At 40.7% G+C, this 18,792-nt stretch carries 17 protein-coding genes and 2 pseudogenes; 10 read left to right on the top strand and 9 right to left on the bottom strand.

Annotated elements, in window-relative coordinates; translation table 11 throughout:
• Window positions 1-245: 245 nt before the first annotated feature.
• The 4 genes from EKM78_RS07065 to EKM78_RS07050 form a co-directional block, all read right to left on the bottom strand.
• Entirely contained in the window at window positions 246-758 is a 513-nt protein-coding gene (locus tag EKM78_RS07065) for a QueT transporter family protein (RefSeq protein ID WP_125770778.1), read from the bottom strand.
• Between the two features lie 91 nt (window positions 759-849).
• Window positions 850-1,584: a 3-oxoacyl-ACP reductase gene (locus EKM78_RS07060; protein WP_425453536.1), complete on the bottom strand. Its 735-nt coding sequence runs from the start codon at window positions 1,582-1,584 to the stop codon at window positions 850-852.
• Window positions 1,584-1,805 (bottom strand): DUF2829 domain-containing protein, encoded by a 222-nt coding sequence (locus tag EKM78_RS07055; protein WP_125770776.1) that lies wholly within the window; start codon window positions 1,803-1,805, stop codon window positions 1,584-1,586. The genes EKM78_RS07060 and EKM78_RS07055 overlap by 1 nt, the downstream gene beginning before the upstream one ends.
• 9 nt (window positions 1,806-1,814) lie before the next feature.
• Entirely contained in the window at window positions 1,815-2,639 is an 825-nt protein-coding gene (locus tag EKM78_RS07050) for a glycosyltransferase family 8 protein (protein ID WP_125770774.1), read from the bottom strand.
• Between the two features lie 515 nt (window positions 2,640-3,154).
• On the opposite strand from EKM78_RS07050, the gene EKM78_RS07040 reads away from it, so the two are divergent.
• The 3 genes from EKM78_RS07040 (at window position 3,155) to EKM78_RS07030 (ending at window position 4,166) form a co-directional block, all read left to right on the top strand.
• Window positions 3,155-3,370, top strand: a complete 216-nt coding sequence (locus EKM78_RS07040; protein ID WP_342768446.1) for a type II toxin-antitoxin system RelE/ParE family toxin — start codon at window positions 3,155-3,157, stop codon at window positions 3,368-3,370.
• A 33-nt stretch (window positions 3,371-3,403) separates the two neighbouring features.
• Complete coding sequence (locus EKM78_RS07035) at window positions 3,404-3,682, top strand: helix-turn-helix domain-containing protein (RefSeq protein ID WP_125770772.1); 279 nt, start codon at window positions 3,404-3,406, stop codon at window positions 3,680-3,682.
• A gap of 73 nt (window positions 3,683-3,755) precedes the next feature.
• Window positions 3,756-4,166 carry a peptide deformylase gene (locus EKM78_RS07030; RefSeq protein ID WP_125770770.1) on the top strand — a complete coding sequence of 137 codons (411 nt, stop codon included), beginning with the start codon at window positions 3,756-3,758 and terminating at the stop codon, window positions 4,164-4,166.
• Between the two features lie 62 nt (window positions 4,167-4,228).
• Here the strand turns inward: EKM78_RS07030 and EKM78_RS07025 are convergent, their stop codons facing one another.
• Window positions 4,229-4,822 (bottom strand): NADPH-dependent FMN reductase, encoded by a 594-nt coding sequence (locus tag EKM78_RS07025; protein WP_125770768.1) that lies wholly within the window; start codon window positions 4,820-4,822, stop codon window positions 4,229-4,231.
• A gap of 179 nt (window positions 4,823-5,001) precedes the next feature.
• Here EKM78_RS07025 and EKM78_RS07020 point away from each other — a divergent pair, with 179 nt between their 5' ends.
• Window positions 5,002-5,988 carry a cation diffusion facilitator family transporter gene (locus EKM78_RS07020; RefSeq protein WP_125770766.1) on the top strand — a complete coding sequence of 329 codons (987 nt, stop codon included), beginning with the start codon at window positions 5,002-5,004 and terminating at the stop codon, window positions 5,986-5,988.
• A gap of 907 nt (window positions 5,989-6,895) precedes the next feature.
• Here EKM78_RS07020 and EKM78_RS07015 read toward each other — a convergent pair.
• Window positions 6,896-7,321 (bottom strand): MarR family winged helix-turn-helix transcriptional regulator, encoded by a 426-nt coding sequence (locus tag EKM78_RS07015; RefSeq protein WP_125770764.1) that lies wholly within the window; start codon window positions 7,319-7,321, stop codon window positions 6,896-6,898.
• 92 nt (window positions 7,322-7,413) lie between these two features.
• On the opposite strand from EKM78_RS07015, the gene alsS reads away from it, so the two are divergent.
• The gene (gene alsS, locus EKM78_RS07010) at window positions 7,414-9,087 is read left to right on the top strand and encodes an acetolactate synthase AlsS (protein ID WP_125770762.1); all 1,674 of its coding nucleotides are present in this window, start codon (window positions 7,414-7,416) and stop codon (window positions 9,085-9,087) included.
• Between the two features lie 16 nt (window positions 9,088-9,103).
• Window positions 9,104-9,817 (top strand): acetolactate decarboxylase, encoded by a 714-nt coding sequence (budA, locus tag EKM78_RS07005; protein ID WP_125770760.1) that lies wholly within the window; start codon window positions 9,104-9,106, stop codon window positions 9,815-9,817.
• Between the two features lie 677 nt (window positions 9,818-10,494).
• On the opposite strand, the gene EKM78_RS12630 is transcribed toward budA, so the two are convergent.
• Window positions 10,495-10,650, bottom strand: a complete 156-nt coding sequence (locus EKM78_RS12630) for a hypothetical protein (protein ID WP_164507240.1) — start codon at window positions 10,648-10,650, stop codon at window positions 10,495-10,497.
• A gap of 37 nt (window positions 10,651-10,687) precedes the next feature.
• A complete protein-coding gene (locus tag EKM78_RS07000; RefSeq protein WP_125770758.1) occupies window positions 10,688-12,166 on the bottom strand; it encodes an MFS transporter in 1,479 nt (492 codons plus the stop codon).
• Between the two features lie 301 nt (window positions 12,167-12,467).
• Between EKM78_RS07000 and EKM78_RS06995 the strand changes: the two genes are divergently transcribed.
• From EKM78_RS06995 to EKM78_RS06980, 4 genes and pseudogenes are all read left to right on the top strand, one after another.
• Window positions 12,468-13,847, top strand: coding sequence for a class II fumarate hydratase (locus EKM78_RS06995; RefSeq protein ID WP_125770756.1), 1,380 nt, complete (start codon window positions 12,468-12,470; stop codon window positions 13,845-13,847).
• 23 nt (window positions 13,848-13,870) lie between these two features.
• The gene (locus EKM78_RS06990) at window positions 13,871-15,271 is read left to right on the top strand and encodes a flavocytochrome c (RefSeq protein ID WP_245994874.1); all 1,401 of its coding nucleotides are present in this window, start codon (window positions 13,871-13,873) and stop codon (window positions 15,269-15,271) included.
• A gap of 2 nt (window positions 15,272-15,273) precedes the next feature.
• A pseudogene (locus tag EKM78_RS06985) lies at window positions 15,274-16,691 on the top strand (anion permease).
• Window positions 16,692-16,705: 14 nt separating this feature from the next.
• Complete coding sequence (locus EKM78_RS06980) at window positions 16,706-17,596, top strand: LysR family transcriptional regulator (protein WP_125770752.1); 891 nt, start codon at window positions 16,706-16,708, stop codon at window positions 17,594-17,596.
• A gap of 240 nt (window positions 17,597-17,836) precedes the next feature.
• Here the strand turns inward: EKM78_RS06980 and EKM78_RS06975 are convergent.
• Window positions 17,837-18,762, bottom strand: a pseudogene (locus EKM78_RS06975) (LysR family transcriptional regulator).
• Window positions 18,763-18,792: the final 30 nt, after the last annotated feature.

Below are 18,792 nucleotides of genomic sequence, written 5' to 3'. Positions count from 1 at the left end.
AGTGGTGAAATTTCACTTGGCGACGAAGGAGCTTAGTGAAAGGTGCAGTTTTGAAACAAGCGAGCGTACTTTGCTCGCTTGTTTCAAAATGTGCCCACCACGTTCCCGACCTTAGTTGTTCGGTGGCGTAGCCACCACTATAACCGGTTGCGCAAGTGCGTCAGCACTTACGTTCCTTTAACGTATCCCCGGGCCCCGGAGTCGGCATTGAACGTACAACCAAACTACTACCTCAACCCAAACTGTTACAATCGAAATCGCACAATATCAACCTTACGATCAACAAAATAAATCAAAATACCGCCAATCCCCATAGAAAGCGCCTCACCAACACCAACAGTAAGATAGCTAAACCAAAACGGAGTCTTAAATGCAAAGTACAGCTCACCAGCAACAGTAAACATCGAAAGAGCAAATACAACTCCAACAATAACAAACTGAAGCTTCAAGCTAGAAGTAAACTTAGCCAGCCACAATACCAAAAACAAAACTAGCAACGTAGAAACCGTTCCGATCGGCACATCCAAAGTCCAGGTAGGCGACATAAAATTAGACAAAAAAACACCAAGTGTCACTCCCCAAACATATCGTCTCTTAAACAGCACCAAATAGTTAAACATCTCCGAAAGCCTGACCTGAATCGGTCCATATGCAATTGGCTGGATAACCATCGTAACCGCCACGTACATGGCAGCTATAATAGCGGTACTGACAATAGTTTGCACAGTTGAACTTGATGTTCTAGTTAAATTCTTCATTAAAAAAACGCTCCTTTATAGCATTTCGCTACTAATAACTACGATCAAAGGATATAAGTATCGTAGTGATGCAAGGCATCTGTTAAATATTCTACTTTTCTAACCAGCCACCGTCAATCGGAATTACCGTTCCGTGAATATAATCTGAGCGAAAACTAGCTAAAAATAATGTCAATTCGGCGACTTCTTTCGGTTTTGCCCAACGTTTAGCTGGTGTTTGTTCAGCGACCCACTTGGCCATCTTGCCATCTCCGGCAAAGTCTTTTTGGTTCATCGGCGTATCGATAGCTCCTGGGGCAATACAATTAGCACGAATACCTTGATCAGCATAATCAAGGTCTAGTTGCTGGGTCATCCCGATGACGGCATGTTTAGAAGCAGTGTAGGCCACGCCACCACCTCCGCCGACTAAGCCAGCAATCGATGCCATATTGACAAAAATACCTGATTTTTGCTCGAGCATCAGAGGTAAAGTTGCTTTGATCATCATGAATTGGCTCGTTAGATCCGTTTCAATAATTTGGTCCCATTGAGAGATCGATGTTTCCATCACAGGACGATAATCGTCTAGCACACCAGCTGTATTGCAAACGACGTCAACTTTTTTAAAAGAGTCAGTTAAAAGTTTGCTCAATTTTTCAAAAAGCTGTGGCTCAGTTACATCGCCAACTAAGGTGACAAAATTATCGTTGACGATTGGTGCCGTATCTTTATCGATACCTATAACGACCGCTCCATTTTCGAGAAAAAGCCGAGCTTGTTCTAAGCCAATCCCTGAAGCTGCCCCTGTGACAACAACTACCTGTCCAGAAAAGTCTTCCGCCATTATGCCACGACTTCCCAATCTTCAGCTAAAATGTCGCAACTAGTTGGAGCCCAGGCACTGTATGCTTCATCTTCAGTTTTTATCAAAAAATAAGGGTTTAAAACTTCACCGTCAAACTTGTCGTTTTCAACTAAAACAACGAAGAGTTCAGTTCCTTCCCAGCCAGTTCTGACCGCTTTTTTGCCCTCTTTTAGTAATGGTAAGATCTTTTCAAATGTCATAGTTCTCTCCTAATTGTTCATTAATAATTTAGCTTTACGTGCATAATGCTTATATAAGCCTGAATAACGGGTCGTGTAATCCTCTTTCCACGGTTTATCACGACCGCAGAAATGCAAGACAACCGTGTGATCGATCACCCAATCGAGATTCCATTCCCCATTGCCCAACAAAGTATAAATACTACTCATTCTTGCATCGTAATTGTACAACTCGTCAGGGATCTTAACGAATTCCTTGCCATAAAGAGCATTTAAAACATCTTGATCCGGCAAAAACAACGTAAGTTTATTATCCTTAATGTATTGAAAAATGTCATCTGCTTTAACTTTTTGACGAATCTCGTCTAAATTCATCAGTAAAACTCCCGAATTGTAATAACTTTCCGCTTCATAGTTCCCCAGACGCAGTTTGTTGAACTGTTCCGTCATGTTATTAGTCAATGCGGAATGACTGGCTGCAGCATACAACTTATCGCCCATATCTAGCTCATACAACGAATTCAGTGAATTCAAAACTAAAATATCTACATCCAAGTACAAAATTCGATGAAGTTCTTTAGGCAAGTATTCGTGCGCCAGTAACCGATAGTAAATCGTCTCCGGATAACGGTCCGTGATCGGCGCATCTGCAAAGATCTTTGGATCCACTTCGATTGCATGGTAGTTAACACCGATTTTTTGGCAAAAAGCTGAAATTTCCTCAGTTCTTTGCAAGCGCTCTTTTTGAATAACGTAGGCATCGAATTTTTTACCCGGTGTATTTGTAACTATCGAATACAAACACGTCATCAATTGCGTGCTAACGTTGTCGTCAATAGCAAAAAGTAAATTCATTAGATCCCCTCTCAATTTTCGTGGTAGGTAAATTATATCATTGCTAGGTTTTTGCCAGTCAATCGATATTGATTGATAAGTTAATTAAATATCGTTAGCTAATCAGAAATTCACTGACTAATTTGAGAAAGTAAGATAATAATCCTGAAATAATCAGTAAATTGGCTTTATTCTAATATTAAAGTTGTTGCAAAAATAATATTAAAAAATTACATTCGCCATTCTTTTGATAGCATATAATGTTCACCGTGATCAGTATATGCTATCATTTAATCATGGAAAACTTAACCTTCAAATTTTACACTCGTCCAAATGGCCATACAGAATTCCAAGAATATCTAGAAACATTAAGCAAAAAAAGAGAGCGCATGTTGATGTTCAGCTGCTGAGGATTTAGGGACTATCAGCGAGTACTGCGAAGCAGTGCTCGCTGATAGTTTCTAAACCGGAGGCCGCTATCAACTGGAGCTCGTTTCCAAAAAAAAGAGAAAGCTAAATTATTATCAAGGACTTACATAATTGCAACCAACGGCATCAGTGTTGGAATTCAGCACGATTGGGTTAAACATCTTGATAACAATCTTTATGAAATTCGATGCCGCGTGGGCAACAACCAACAAGGTGGCCTATACTTTCATGTTCAAAATGATCACTACGTTAATACTCATGGGTTCAAAAAAAAGTCAGAAAACGCTTCAAAGCGAAATTGTTCATGCAAAAAAACTACGTAGTTAATATCTGACCAACAGAAAGGAATATTAACAATGACAAACAACGTTAATTTTAAGGACTACTTAAATAAGCAACTTCAAGATCCAGAATTCAAATACCAATTTGAAAATGAAACTTCCAAGTTAGAAAGTGCAATTGCGTTAACTCAGATTCGTAAAGAAGCTGGCATGACACAACGTGAATTAGCAACCATTTCTAAAGTACCCCAATCAACCATAGCTCGGATCGAAACCGGAGCCAATACAAGTGTTGACACTTTAACAAAGATCGCCAATGCTTTAGGAAAGAAGCTAATTGTTAGTTTTTCATAACATCAGAATTTACACATGATTTAAATTGAAAATTCCTTTTTGATCATGTTTAATCGGGACAAGGAGAAATAATATGATAAAACCAATCAATAAAGACCGGATGTCACTTTCTATCCCGTCAGAACCATCCACAAAAGCCGACCTACCGATCGTGACTGACTTGTTGGATACTTTAGCTGACCACAAAAAGGATTGCGTCGGCATGGCAGCGAATATGATCGGTGTCAATAAACAGATCATTGCCGTAAATGTTGATATGATCAATGTACCGATGATCAATCCTAAAATTGTTAACAAGACTAAGCCGTATGATGTCAAGGAAGGCTGTCTTTCATTGACTGGCGAACGCGAAACGACCAGATATGAAGAGATAGAAGTAAGCTTCGAAGATATGAATTTTAAAAGACATACCCAAAAATTTAACGGCTTCGTGGCTGAGATCATTCAACATGAGATTGATCATTTGGCAGGCATTTTGATTTAGCTAGTTTTAAACAAAAATGACTTAATTCCGTGAATCATCTGGAATTAAGTCATTTATTATTACTAATTTTGATAAGGATTATTTTTCAACACTGCCGTATAGTGATCGATCTCACGGAATATTTCTGCCAACCTTTTTTCAAAATGGTCGCTATTTTCAGCCGTTTTATTTAATTCACCTGCTGTGGTGAAATTAGGATCAGCATTCCACAAAAGAGCAGGTTTTGGTAAAACCATCATATTTAACATTTGTAAAATAGGCACGATCGATTCCGCCGCTAAGATCCCACCATCACTAAAGTGAGAATAAGCAATGACCGAAACTGGCTTCCGTTCAACTTGGAGCCCGACGAAATCCAAAGCATTCTTCAAAGCTCCAGTAATGCCATGATTGTACTCTGGTGTCAGAATGATATATCCATCCTGTGCATCCAAAGCTTTTAACCAATTATTCTCTTGCTCATTTAAGTCATGGATCGGTGTTTCTAATGGAGTCTCAATGTGGTCATATAGCGGTAGTGGATAATCCTTAAGATTGATCCAGCTGTATTTCATCTCATCCGTGTCAGGATTAACATTTCGTAAATAATTAAAAATGTTTTCTCCCAACGACTTAGTCCTAGTGCTTCCTAAAATAATTCCAATTTTCTTCGTCATTTTATCGCCTGCATTCCATATTTATATATAAAAATATTATTATTTTATATAAAGTGTAAGAGTTGCTTTGCTGATTCGTCAAATAATTGAATTAATAATCATATGTGATGGAAATAATATTTCTCTAAATTAAATTTTTTTGAAAGTAAAAAACTCCTACAATAATGTCAGAGGTTACTATGAAAAAATTAAGTCACTACTTACTTCAAGAATCGCAACATCAGGCAAATTTGCTGCAACTAGAAATCGATAAGCTCAATACTGCTGCCAAATACTTGTATTTGAATATCGCTATTTATATTTTGATCACAATCGTCGAATATTGGCTAGCAATCATCGGACATTCTCAAGCTTTAAAAGCTGATGCTTTGAACAATCTCTCCGGCGTCATCTCCACGGGCGTGCTGATTTTTGGTATCCGCGAAGCCACTAACTACGACGACGATGACATTTTAGCTAAAGATCTGCCCAAGGAAAGTGTGAGAAGCGACAATTCCTTGCAACTATCCCGTTTTCGTCTCGAAACAGTCTTTACGCTCGTAACTAGTTTTATCATCATTTTGATTGCTCTTCAGATCATCGTCAACGGCTTCATCGACCTCAGACACATTAACGAATCCCCCAATCCCAATCTAATTTCTGCCTTAGGTGCTGGGATCGCGACCGTTATGATGTTACTAGTTTTTTATATTAATAGACACTTTGGCAAAAAATTGCAAAACGGGTCCCTACTTGCAGCTTCAAAAGACAGCCTAGGCGACATCGTTACCAGTTTTGGCACAGCCATTACCGTCTTGATCTCCTATTTCTTCCAACTAGCCTGGGTCGATAGCGCCGTCAGCATCATCATCGGCTTCTTCATCCTCTGGCAAGGCCTAACAATTTTTCAAGAAAGCACCTTAAACTTGATCGACTACGTCGACCCCGACTTAGAAAAACAAATGCGCAAAACCGTCGAAAAAACGCCCAAAGTAAGAAAAGTAGTCGACCTAACCAGTCGCTACAATGGAAACATGCTATTAGTCGACATCTTCATCATGGTAAATCCCAAAGACACTGCCATGGAAATCTACAACGTAAACGAAAAAATCGAACGCAAATTGCACAAAAAATATAACGTCTATGACGTAACGATCACAATAATACCTGACCCTGAAAAACAGTAGAAAATACAGAGAGCGCAGAGGCACGGTTAGCTGCTGAGGATTTAAACACAGAGAGCGCAGAGGCACGATTAGCTGCTGAGGATTAACGCAGGTGGTCGCACAAGGTGCGGCAAAGCCGCGCCGCGACCACTTGTGTTAACCGGAGGCCGCTGTGCCTCGGAGCTCGTTTCAACATCCTTGAGGATAAAACAAAATACCACTATCAAAACCGCTGCAATCTATTCCAAAATAAATAAAGGGCACTAACTAAACAACTGCAAGTTTAATCCGCAGAAATAGTTAGTGCCATTTTTATTCAGCCAATTTATAAAAATTCATATTGAAGCGTATCTGATCCAAAATCTAAAAAAGATCATTCCCCTGAGTACAATCCCCTCGCTATAAATCAATCAAATCAAAATGCAAAAAAAATACACCCACTCGATCTGAGCAGGTGTATTTACTACGTCAAACTATTTTGTGCCATCAAAAAATTCATCATAAATACCACAAACGAATGAATTGAAAATATGTAGTAATAACATAACTATGCCTCCATAAATATAAATATTTTAATTAACAAAGATTATTGTATTCCTAGTATTTAGAATATACAATACTATTTACTTATATTTCGATTATAAAAAATGGCAAAGAAATTAATTTTTTGTAAGCGGCAATTGTGAATTTAATTACTATGATATATATAAATTTAATTATAACATCTATCAACACTGCTATAAATCTTTGATATTTCAGCTGATTGTCAACCAGCATCCCAAAATAGCAACCACTCACAATCTCCACTCTTTTTTCAAGCATTCTATCCATAGCGTTACAAAATAGCCAATAAAAAAAGCGAAATCTAATTTCGCTAACTTTTCCATTATTAATTTATCCAAATATTTATTTAATTATTTTGACAATATTATTCAATTGGGTCAACGATACTATCAACCACTCGTTCAATCGATGCAATCAACGGACTATCTTCCGTCAATCCTGTATCAGCAAAACGTTTTTCCCACCATTGTTTGCGAATATCTTGGATCTGATCGACCACATCAGACCCGACATTTGTCAACTCCAAGATTTTACTCTTGCCAGTCCCGTCATGTTTATTCAAATATCCCAAGGATTCCATCTTCTTGATCTCACGAGTAGCTAAACCTTTATCTACTACTAATAATCGCGCAACGTGGTTTTGCGTGATCTCTGGGTAATCTCCTACTGACAATAAAATACAGGCGGCAGTTGGATTCAATTTTAAGGCGTCGAATTGTTCACGCGTATCTTTATAATACTGGCGGTGCAAAATCGAAATATCTTGAGCTAAGTATCCTATATTCTTCATAATTTTCTCCCGAGCGATGTGTTGACAAATCAACACCAACGATTTATCTTTAAACAATAACATCTTAACAATGCGGAAACAAGGAGACAAATATGGCAGTTAAAAAAACCGGTGCAGAGGCACTATTCCAATCTATGATCAACCAAGACATTAAATATGTCTTTGGACTTCCTGGAGCAAAAGTCGATAAACTTTTTGACTTAATGGAATACAGCAACAATCCCAAAGCACCAAAATTAATCATCACACGACACGAGCAAAATGCCTCATTCATGGCATCTGGTATCGGTCGTTTAACCGGAAATCCTGGCGTCGTAGCAACAACTTCAGGCCCTGGTGTATCAAACTTAGCAACTGGATTGATCACAGCAACTTCAGAAGGTGACCCAGTCGTAGCCCTTGGTGGACAAGTTCCTCGAAACGATGTCGCCAGATTGACCCACCAAAGTATCCCTAGTAAGGAATTACTTAGCACAGCGACGAAGGATAGCGTTGAAGTCCAAGACTCCAACAACATCTCAGAAACATTCGCTAATGCTTATCAAACTGCCATGGCTCCCAAGTCAGGAGCAACATTCATTTCACTACCAAAAGACGTCCTAGATGACGAAGTATCCACTGAAACAATTGCCCCACTAACACCAATCGAACAAGGTGGAGCCGACAGTAAAACAATCGACAACATCATCGCTAAGCTTCAAAAAGCTGAAATGCCAGTAATTCTAGCTGGAATGCGTTCATCAGATTCCAACGTAACAAACGCGATCCAAAACTTTTTGAAAAAATTCTCGATCCCCGTAGTTGAAACTTTCCAAGGAGCCGGCGTAATCAATCGCGATTTGGAAAAAAATTATTTCGGTCGTGTCGGACTATTCAGAAATCAAATCGGTGATGCCATGCTCAAAGAAAGTGACTTAGTAATCACTATCGGCTATGATCCCGTTGAATATGAAGCTAGACTTTGGAATGTTGATCGAAATGGTGAGATCATCAACCTAGACAGCATCGCTCCTGAGATCTCCAACGAATATCAACCAGACCTAGTAGTTCAAGCGGACATTGCCAAGACTTTAAATGAACTAAGCGAAAAGCTCCCTGAACTATCACTAAGCCAAGATAAAAAGGACCACTTGCATCAAAGACAAGCTAAGTTCCTTTCTAAAGATGCTGTTCCAGAAAGAAAAGGCAAAAACGGCGTTCACCCATTAGAGATCATCCACGCCCTACAAGGACAAGTAAACGACGACACAACCGTAACAGTAGACGTCGGAAGTCACTACATCTGGATGGCGCGCCACTTCAGAAGTTATAAGCCAAGACACTTACTATTCAGTAACGGAATGCAAACTCTAGGAGTAGCACTACCTTGGGCCATCGCTGCCGCCTTAGAACGGCCAGGACAACCAGTAGTATCAATTGCCGGAGACGGAGGCTTCCTCTTCTCAGGACAAGAACTGGAAACAGCCGTAAGATTAAACTTAAACATCGTGCAACTAGTTTGGAACGACGGCTACTACGACATGGTCAAATTCCAAGAAGAAGCAAAATACGGTCGAAACTCTGGAGTAAACATTGGTTCCGTAGACTTCGCCAAATACGCTGAAAGTTTCGGAGCAAACGGCATCCACGTCGACAAAGCTGAAGAACTAGAAACTGCCTTAAAAACAGCTTTTTCACAAGAAGGTCCAACAGTCATTGACATCCCTGTTGATTACAGTGATAACATTAAATTATTGTCAACACTATTAGATGACTACGTAAACTAGAACGAAAGGATCAATCATGCCAAACAAAAAAGCACTATATCAACACGGAACCCTAGCCCTATTAGTACCAGGCCTACTAGACGGAACCTTGACCATGAAAGAACTACTAGCTCATGGTGACACAGGGATCGGGACCGGCGAAGGACTAGACGGCGAACTAATCATCCTAGACGGAACTCCATATCAAGTAGACGGAGAAGGCAAAGTCAACGTACTAAAAGGCGACTTCACCATGCCCTTCGCCAACAGCCACTTCGCCAACTATCAAGAACTAACCACCGTCAAAGACACAACCAGAAATGAACTGAAAAAATTAATCGAAGAAAAAGTAGGCAGCAGCAACACCTTTTATTCAATAAAAATAGAAGGAACCTTCGAAAACATGAAAACCAGAGCCGTAAGAAAATCAACCGCCCCTTACGACACCCTGGCCAAAACAGCAGCCAAACAAAACATCTTCGATCAAACAAAAGTAAAAGGAACGCTATTAAGCTACTACTCTCCAGAAATCTTCGACGGAGCAGCAGTAGCAGGATTCCACAGCCACTTCCTATCAGAAGACAAAACCTTCGGCGGCCACATCCTAGACTTCAGCAAAGTAACTGGAACAGTCAAATATCAACAATTCGACACCCTAGAACAACATCTCCCCGTCAATAACGAAGCATATATGCAACACAGATTCGAAGACGAAGACATCCTAGGAACCATCCACAGCGCTGAAAGCTAAGAAAAGAAATGAAGTAAAAAAAAGACAGTATTCAAATGGCAAAGCGATAACTAATCGCATAAAAGCCGGGAATACTGTCTTTTTATTGTGTATAAAGGCAAAAAAAGAAGCCTATCTCTCACTGAGATAGACTCAAAACGCGCAATGGCGTCACGGACTCGAGGTCCACATAGATGCTAACATCTATAAGTAGAACTATAACATAAAAAAATAATAAAGGAAAACAACGGAAGAATTGCGGGATTGTGAGAGAATCGAACAAGCGAGCAAGAGACAAGTAAATAAATAAAGAGAGTAAAAAAAGACAGCATAAGAACCAGGCAAGAGTGCGAGGAAACGAGCACGCGAGCAACAAGCGAAAGTAAGAGATAAAAATATATATTTACACTTATCTAACCAACAAACAAAGAAAATCAGCGACAGCAACGTAAGTCAGGAAACAAAATGAGTGGAGCGAAGTCCCACGAACCGAGAAAAGAGTCAGTAATCTAGATAGAAAATATATCGTAACAAGAAAAGGAAGCCCCTATTCCCACCAGAATAGATAAAGCCTGAGATAGACAAGTGAGAAATAGGACGAGCAAACAGTGCCAATTTGTACAAAATAAATCGGTAAAACTCAACCAAGAAGGGGAATATAGTCTCTATCTAGACGGAGGGGCCCGGGGATACAGACCTCAGTGGTGAAATTCATCTTGGCGACGAAGGAGCTTAGATGAAGGTGCAGTTTTGAAACAAGCGAGCGCCCTTTGCTCGATTGGTTCAAAATGTGCCCACCACGTTCCAGCGTCTGTATCCCCGGGCCCCGGAGTCGGCATTGAACGTACATCCAAAATACCACCTCACACCTAAACACCAACCAAACAATCATCAAAACCGCTTATCCCGAATCAAAACCACCCCAACAAAAGCTCCAACAATCACAACAAAAATAGCAACCATCAAAACAATAGAAAACCCGTTATCAAACGCTAAAAACACCTCACGCCAAACAGAACCACCAGCACGAAAAGCCACATCAGCAGCGCCAACAGGCCCAACATCAGCAAACCGTGCAACAGAGGAAGAAAGCCCAGCACGAAAACCCGAGCCAAGCACCAACCCCAAGATAACAACACCAAACAAAGAACCAAGCTGGTGAAAAACATTAACCACCCCACTAGCGATCCCAACAAATCGTCGGTCGACCGAATCAACCGCAGCACCAGAAAGCGGTGGATTAACAACAGCATTGCCGATCCCGATAATCACAAAACCAGCAAGATAGTTAATATAGGTAACTTCTAACGAAACCACAGAAATAATCTCAAACAAAACAACACCTATCAAAAGCAAGCCAGCGCCGATCAACCATCTCTTCGCAAAACGATTAGACAAAACCCCCGCCATAGGACCAAAAATCAAGCTCATCATCCCAATGGCCAGCTGTTGCAAACCAGTCTGTTCAGCCGAATAACGCAAATAATTTTGCATCCAGATCGTCATATAAGTAAAGAAAGCATACAAACCTGCACCTAAACAAAACGAAGCCAAAGCAGTACCCACAAAAGGCAGCGACTTAAAAATATCCAGATCTATCATTGGTTCCTTAAGCTTCTTCTCGATCACCACAAACAAAATCAGCAAAACTAACCCAACAACAAAAAAACTACTGATACGATAGTCAAACCAACCAAGGTCGCTGTGAGCCTCTTTTTGCACCAAACCGAAAACCAAGCAAAAGATCATCGCCGTCGAAACGATCATCCCTAACCAATCGATTTTCTCGTGACGATCACCAAACGTCTCGTCGACGTAACGAGTTCCCATGATCAGGGCGATGATCCCAATCGGCAAATTAATGAAGAAAATCGAGCGCCAGCTAAATCCTTTGATCAATAGACCGCCGATCACAGGACCCAGTGCCGTGGCTACTCCCACGACTGAACTCCAGACCCCAAAAGCGATCCCACGTTCTTTTTCTTCAAACGTTTCTGCCACGATCGTCATCGACAAAGCCATCATTCCCGCTCCCCCGACACCTTGGAAAAGTCTCGACAAATTTAATTGCAGAGCTGACTGGGAAAGTGACGAGAACAATGAACCTAGCGTAAAAATGGCTAAAGAGATCAGGAAGATCTTCTTGCGACCGAACAAGTCACCAAACTTCGCTGCTAGTAATAAACACATCGCAAAGGACAAAGTATAAGCATTAATGACCCATTGTAGATCCGCATAACTAACTTTCAGTTCAGTTTGGATCGTTGGTAAAGCCACATTAACGATCGTCGAATCTAGTAATGACATGAAGACTGCCACACACAAAGCCGTCAGCGCTAACCAACGTCGGTTTTTATTTGCTGTTGCCATAATTACGCCTCGTTTCTTATTATTAATTAAATATAGCAGAAATTTTTTAATTAAATAATTTGTTTTTTCAAAACGCCTTTGTTATAGGTCTCAGAAAAGACATTTGTGAATTTTTCAACATTAATTAATTTATTGTTTTTACAAAACGATAAATGGGGATCTCCTTAAACAGCCGCAATATCAACCTCATAAATAATATTAATGACGTATTAGCTTTTTGACTATGATAAGTACTCTTATTTATGATATAAACATCACAAAGTAATAATTGTTTTACAAAATTTATCTGGAGGTCATCAAAATGACAAATTTTAGAACCGAATCTGATACATTAGGCGAAGTTAAAATTCCTGAAACTGCTCTCTGGGGAGCACAAACAGAACGTTCACGTAACAACTTCCCTACTGGTGAAAAGATGCCCCTTGAAATCATCAAAGCATTGTTACAAATCAAAAAAGCCGCAGCCATCGCTAATAAAGAAGTTAAATCGATCGATGCTGACAAGGCTGACTTGATCGTTGAGGCTATCGACAAATTGTTGGTTCTTGACGATGAAGACTTGAGACAAGACTTCCCTCTAGTTATTTATCAAACTGGTTCTGGTACTCAGACAAATATGAACTGTAATGAAGTAGTTGCTCATATGGCAGCTAAGATCAATCCTAATATTGAGATCTTACCTAACGATGACGTCAACAAAGGTCAAAGTTCTAACGATATCTTCCCTACAGCTATGAACATTACTGCTGCACGTGCTGTTGATAAATTGGAAGAGTCACTTCAACACTTGATCGATGAATTGAAAGTTAAACAAGAAAAATACTGGAAAGTCGTTAAGATCGGTCGGACTCACTTGCAAGATGCTACTCCATTGACTTTTGGCCAAGAAGTTAGTGGTTACGTTTCAGCACTTGAACACGATCTAGCATACTTGAAGCAATTAAATCCAACACTCGGTGAATTAGCCATGGGTGGAACTGCCGTTGGTACTGGCTTGAATGCCGCACCTGGATTCTCAGACATCATCGCTAAAGAAATGAGCTCACTTTACGGAGTTGAATTCACAGCAGACACTAACAAGTTCTATGGTCTAGCACATCATTCAGGACTAAATGTCGTTCACGGAGCGATCAAGACTTTGGCCGCTGACTTGATGAAGATCGCTAATGATATTAGATTCTTAGGTTCAGGTCCTCGTTCAGGTTATGGCGAATTGAACATCCCTGCTAACGAACCAGGTTCATCGATCATGCCTGGTAAAGTTAACCCTACACAAGCTGAAGCTATCACCATGGCAGCTGTTCGGGTCATGGGTAACGACGTCGTAGTTGACATTGCCAGTTCACAAGGTAACTTCGAAATGAATGTCTACAAACCAGTCTTGATCAGTGCATTCCTTGAATCAGCTGAATTACTTGCGGGTACAATGACAGGCTTCGCTGACAAGATGATCCACGGTCTAACAGTTAATGAAGAACGTATGGAAGAACTCGTTGACCAATCATTAATGACTGTTACTGCTCTTTCACCACACATCGGTTATCACGAAAGTGCAACGATCGCTCAAGATGCTCAAAAAGAAGGAACATCGCTTCGTGAAGCAGCCATTAAATCAGGCTTACTAACAGCCGAACAATTCGATGAATGGGTCATTCCGATCGACATGACAAACATCGACTAAAAAATTTTTTAAGTGAGGAAATCATGGCAGAAAAATACAAATTTCAACCAACAAACATTAAAGAACTCAAAGATGCTTACGATTTGATCATCGTGGGCTCCGGTGGTACTGGCTTGACTAGTGCCTTACAAGCACACGAGTTAAGTCTAAAACCAGTTATCCTTGAAAAAATGCCTTCGATCGGTGGAAACACAACACGTGCTTCTTCCGGTATGAACGCTAGTGAGACAACTGTCCAACTCGATCACAAGATCGTTGATAATATGGAAGACTTTTACAACGATACTTTCAAGGGTGGTGGCAAAAAGAACAATCCAGAATTGTTGAAATACTTTACAACTCACTCTGCCCTAGCGATCGATTGGCTCAAAGAGCACGGAATCGTCTTGGACGACTTAACGACAACGGGTGGCATGAGCGTTATGAGAACGCATCGTCCTAGCTCAATGGCTCCGATCGGTGGTTTTCTCGTAACCGAATTACTGAAACAGATCGACAAAGAAAACATTCCATTATTTACTGACGTATACGTCAACAAGATCTTGGAAGACAACGACAAAGTTTGTGGCGTTGAAATCGATCTTGATGCTAAAACAACAACGATCAAGGCTGACGCTGTCATCTTAGCTACTGGTGGCTTTGGCGCTAACCCTGATCTATTAACAAAATATCGTCCTGACCTCAAAGGTTATAAGACAACTAACCAATCAGGTGCTACCGGTGATGGTATCAAGTTAGCCGAAAACATCGGCGCTAAGCTAGTCGACATGGACCAAGTCCAAGTTCACCCTACAGTTCAACAAGATACTGACCATCCATTCTTGATTGGTGAAGCCGTTCGTGGTGAAGGTGCTATCTTAGTCAACAAGTCCGGTAAACGTTTCGTCAATGAATTGGATACTAGAAAAAACGTTACTGCAGCAATCGACGACCTAAACGAAAAAGGTGCTTATTTGATCCTTGACCAAGGCATCCGTGATCGGGTCAAAGCCATTGAATTTTACGACCACGTTGGTTTAGTTACTACTGGTCAAACGCTTGATGAGTTGGCTGAAAAAATCGATATCGACGCTACCGCTTTGAAAGAAACAGTTGCTACATGGAATTCTGAAGTTAAAGATGGGGACAAAGAATTCGGTAGAACAACGGGAATGGACCGTGACATAAGCGTTGCACCATACTTCTCGATCCATATCGCACCAGCCGTTCACTACACAATGGGTGGCGTTGCTATCAACGATAAAACACAAGTACTTGACGAAAAAGATCAAGCCATTGAAGGATTATTCGCAGCCGGGGAAATAGCTGGGGGATTGCATGGAAATAACCGTATCGGTGGAAATTCCATTGCAGAGACCGTTATTTTTGGGAGACAAGCTGGGGAACAAGCCTTTAAGTATGTTTCAGAAGCAGGCAATAAGTAATCATGACACTCGAGAAATTAAACTATAAAAAATTTCTCATTCCCGTCATTGTTGGTTTAGTAATTTGGTTGCTCTCACCAATTAAACCAGCCGGTGTCAGCTTAGTCGCTTGGCACATGTTTGCCATCTTCGTGGCAACTATCATTGGATGTATCACCCAACCACTGCCGATCGGTGGTGTCGCCATCATCGGTTTCACGATCACCGTTTTAACAGGGACCGTCAAGATGGATACTGCTATCGTTGGTTTTGGTAACAGCAGTATTTGGTTGATCGCTATGGCCTTCTTCATCTCCCGTGGATTTATCAAGACCGGATTAGGAAGAAGGATCGCTGTCTTATTCGTTCGCATGTTTGGTAAAAGTACTTTAGGACTAGCCTACTCCCTACTAGGTGTAGACTTGATCCTCGCACCAGCAACACCAAGCAACACTGCTCGTGCCGGTGGTATCATGTATCCAATCATCAAATCATTAGCTGAAGCGTTCGGATCAGATCCTAAAAAAGGTACTGAAAGAAAAATGGGTTCATTCTTGATCTTCGCTGAATTCCACGGCGATATGATCACCGCTGCTATGTTCTTAACTGCCATGGCCGGAAACCCGCTAGCACAATCACTAGCAGGTCAATTAGATGTCAAGATCTCCTGGATGGGTTGGTTCTTAGCCGGATTAGTTCCGGGCTTGATTTCATTGATCGTCATCCCATTCGTGATCTACAAAATGTTCCCTCCAGAAATCAAGAAAACGCCTGATGCCAAAAATTGGGCAAACAAACAGCTCGAAGAAATGGGGAAATTCTCCCTACCTGAAAATTAATGTCAGGTATCTTCGTAATTGCCCTCCTCCTTTGGATCTTAGGTGGAACTCTTGGTATCGATGCTACCTTAACAGCTTTCATCGCTCTTTCACTCTTGATCCTTTCCGGAATCTTACAATGGAAAGATATCTTAAACGAAAGTGGCGCTTGGAATACTTTAGTCTGGTTCTCCGTATTAGTAATGATGGCTTCACAACTTAACAAATTAGGATTCATTCCTTGGTTAAGTGGTGCCATCGGTGGAAGTCTCAAGGGTATGAACTGGATACTCGTAATGGTCATCTTGATTGTTGCTTACTTCTACAGTCACTACTTGTTTGCAAGTAGTACAGCACACATTTCCGCAATGTACAGTGCCTTTCTTGCTGTTGCCATTTCAGCAGGAGTACCACCAATGCTTGGTGCCTTGATGTTAGGATTCTTCGGAAACCTCTGCTCATCAACTACCCACTACAGCAATGGACCAGCCCCAATTTTATTCGGTTCCGGATACGTTAAACAAGGTCAATGGTGGAGAATGAACGCAATTCTCGGTATACTTTACTTTGTCATCTGGATCGTAGTTGGATCCTTATGGATGAAACTAATCGGAATGTGGTAAAAATGGAGGCTAATATGAACACGAAAGATCTGGACTACTTCAAAACTTTAGTCGAAAAAAGAAATTACACTGAAGTGGCAGAAATTTTTCAAGTGTCGCAACCAACGATCACTCAGGCCATCAAACGTCTGGAAAAAGAATTTCAAACTAAATTAGTCCAAGTCGACCGTGTTCATCAAAAAACCGAAATCACCCGAACAGGACAGCTGCTTTTTCAAAAGTCGCTAGCCATCCAAAAGAATTTGGAATTGGCACACAAAGAAATCGCCGCTGCCGACAGTAAGAAAATCAAATTTGGTCTCCCGCCGATCATCGGCTCACTCTACTTCCCACAAGTAGTCGGGGAACTGGCCAAAAACGATTTATTAGATAAACTGCAAATTTTCGAAAGTGGCTCCAATACCCTCTTTCAAAAACTATCTGACGGTGACGTCGACATCGCCGCCATCGGTTCTTTACTACCGATCAACAACCCGCACTTCAAAGTAACCAAATTAGGAACCAGGCCTTTCAAAATCGTAGTAAGTACTAAACATCCACTAGCACAAGCCAATCAAGCCATTGATTTCAAAGATCTTGGCAACGAAAAATTCATCGACTTCGCAGGCCAATTCATTCATGGAAGAATCCTACACGATTACTTTGAACACACAGGCATCCAACCAGAGATCGTCCAAAAAACTCCGGACATTTCTTGGTACAAGAGCTTGATCCGGGCCAATATCGGTATCGGGATTTTAGTGACGGACGAGGTAAGCCAAAACGACGAGAATTTTACAGCATTGGAGATAAAGAACCCGATCCCAGAAAATTTCAACGTTTCTATCGTGAGGAGAGCATCATACATTTTGAAGCCTGAGGAAAAACAGTTGATAGATATTTTGAAAGATATTGAGATCAAATAAGGGTTAGTTGAAGACAGCTTATAATGAGCTGTCTTTTTTCGTGTCTTGTTTTTATTCCATTTTTGTCTAATGCCTTCCCTAGTGAAAGCTCTAAAGTTCGCCTTTCGAGTTCAAGATAAAAAGCAATCGCTTTGGAGAATTTATTTCCAAAATCGATTGCTTTTTTTCAATGTGTCTAATTTTACTCTGGTTGTTGTTTTACCCATTCAAGAAATTTACTAGATGGATCTTGGTTGTAAATTATTCGCCTATGATGCTAAAACCGTACCCTCTAATGTGCGACTTCAACATTTCTAAATACTTAGCGCCGATGCTTGATAGTCTAATTGCTCATGTTTTAGCCAGCCTAAGGTGATGGAGTCGTCGACTGCTAGTGGAATCGCTACGATTTTGTCGTCGTTTAATTTATTGGAAATGATCCCGGAGCTGATGGTGTAGCCGTTTAGTCCGACCATTAGATTGAATATTGTGGCTCGATCTGATACTTTGATGCTTTTTTTGCGGTCTAAGGTGCTTAGAATTTCTTCTGAGAAGTAAAAGGAGTTGCTTTCGCCTTGTTCGTAAGATAAATAAGGATAGTCAACTAGGTCATCTAAGGTGACTTCTTTTTTCTTAGTCAGTGGATTTTGGCGGCCGACGAAGACGTGCGGTGAAGCAGTGAATAGTGGCGTGAAAACTAGGTTTTCTTCTTTAAAAAGCTTTTGTAACACTTGCTTGTTGAAATTGTTCAAATATAAAATACCGATCTCACTTTTGAAGCTTCGTAGATCGCTCAAGATATTTTCCGTTTCAGTTTCCCGCAAGGTATATTGATATTCATCGGCATCGAGTGTTTTGATCAGTTCAACGAAAGCGTGGACGACGAAAGCATAATGCTGGGCGGAGACGGAAAAAGCTTTATTACGAACGGTAGTCTTTTCGTAACGATCTTCCAGTAAATTTACTTGATCTAACACTTGTCTAGCGTAGATCATAAATTCTCGACCGTCATTGGTCAATGAGACTCCAAGTTTACTTCTCAGTAAAATTTGGATGCCCATTTCTTGCTCCAGTTCACTAATAGCCTTGGATAAACTAGGTTGCGTCAAATATAATTCTTTAGCCGCCTCATTGATCGAGCCAGTTTTGACAATGGTCTCTAAATACAACAACTGTTTGATCCGCATAATACCACCTCGATTTTTTCTAATTATAGC

Origin of the sequence: Companilactobacillus furfuricola (genome assembly GCF_003946325.1) — a bacterium.
GTDB classification, from domain to species: Bacteria; Bacillota; Bacilli; order Lactobacillales; family Lactobacillaceae; genus Companilactobacillus; species Companilactobacillus furfuricola.
Note: the sequence above shows the minus strand (reverse complement) of the source record. Positions and strands in the feature narration are given on the sequence as shown.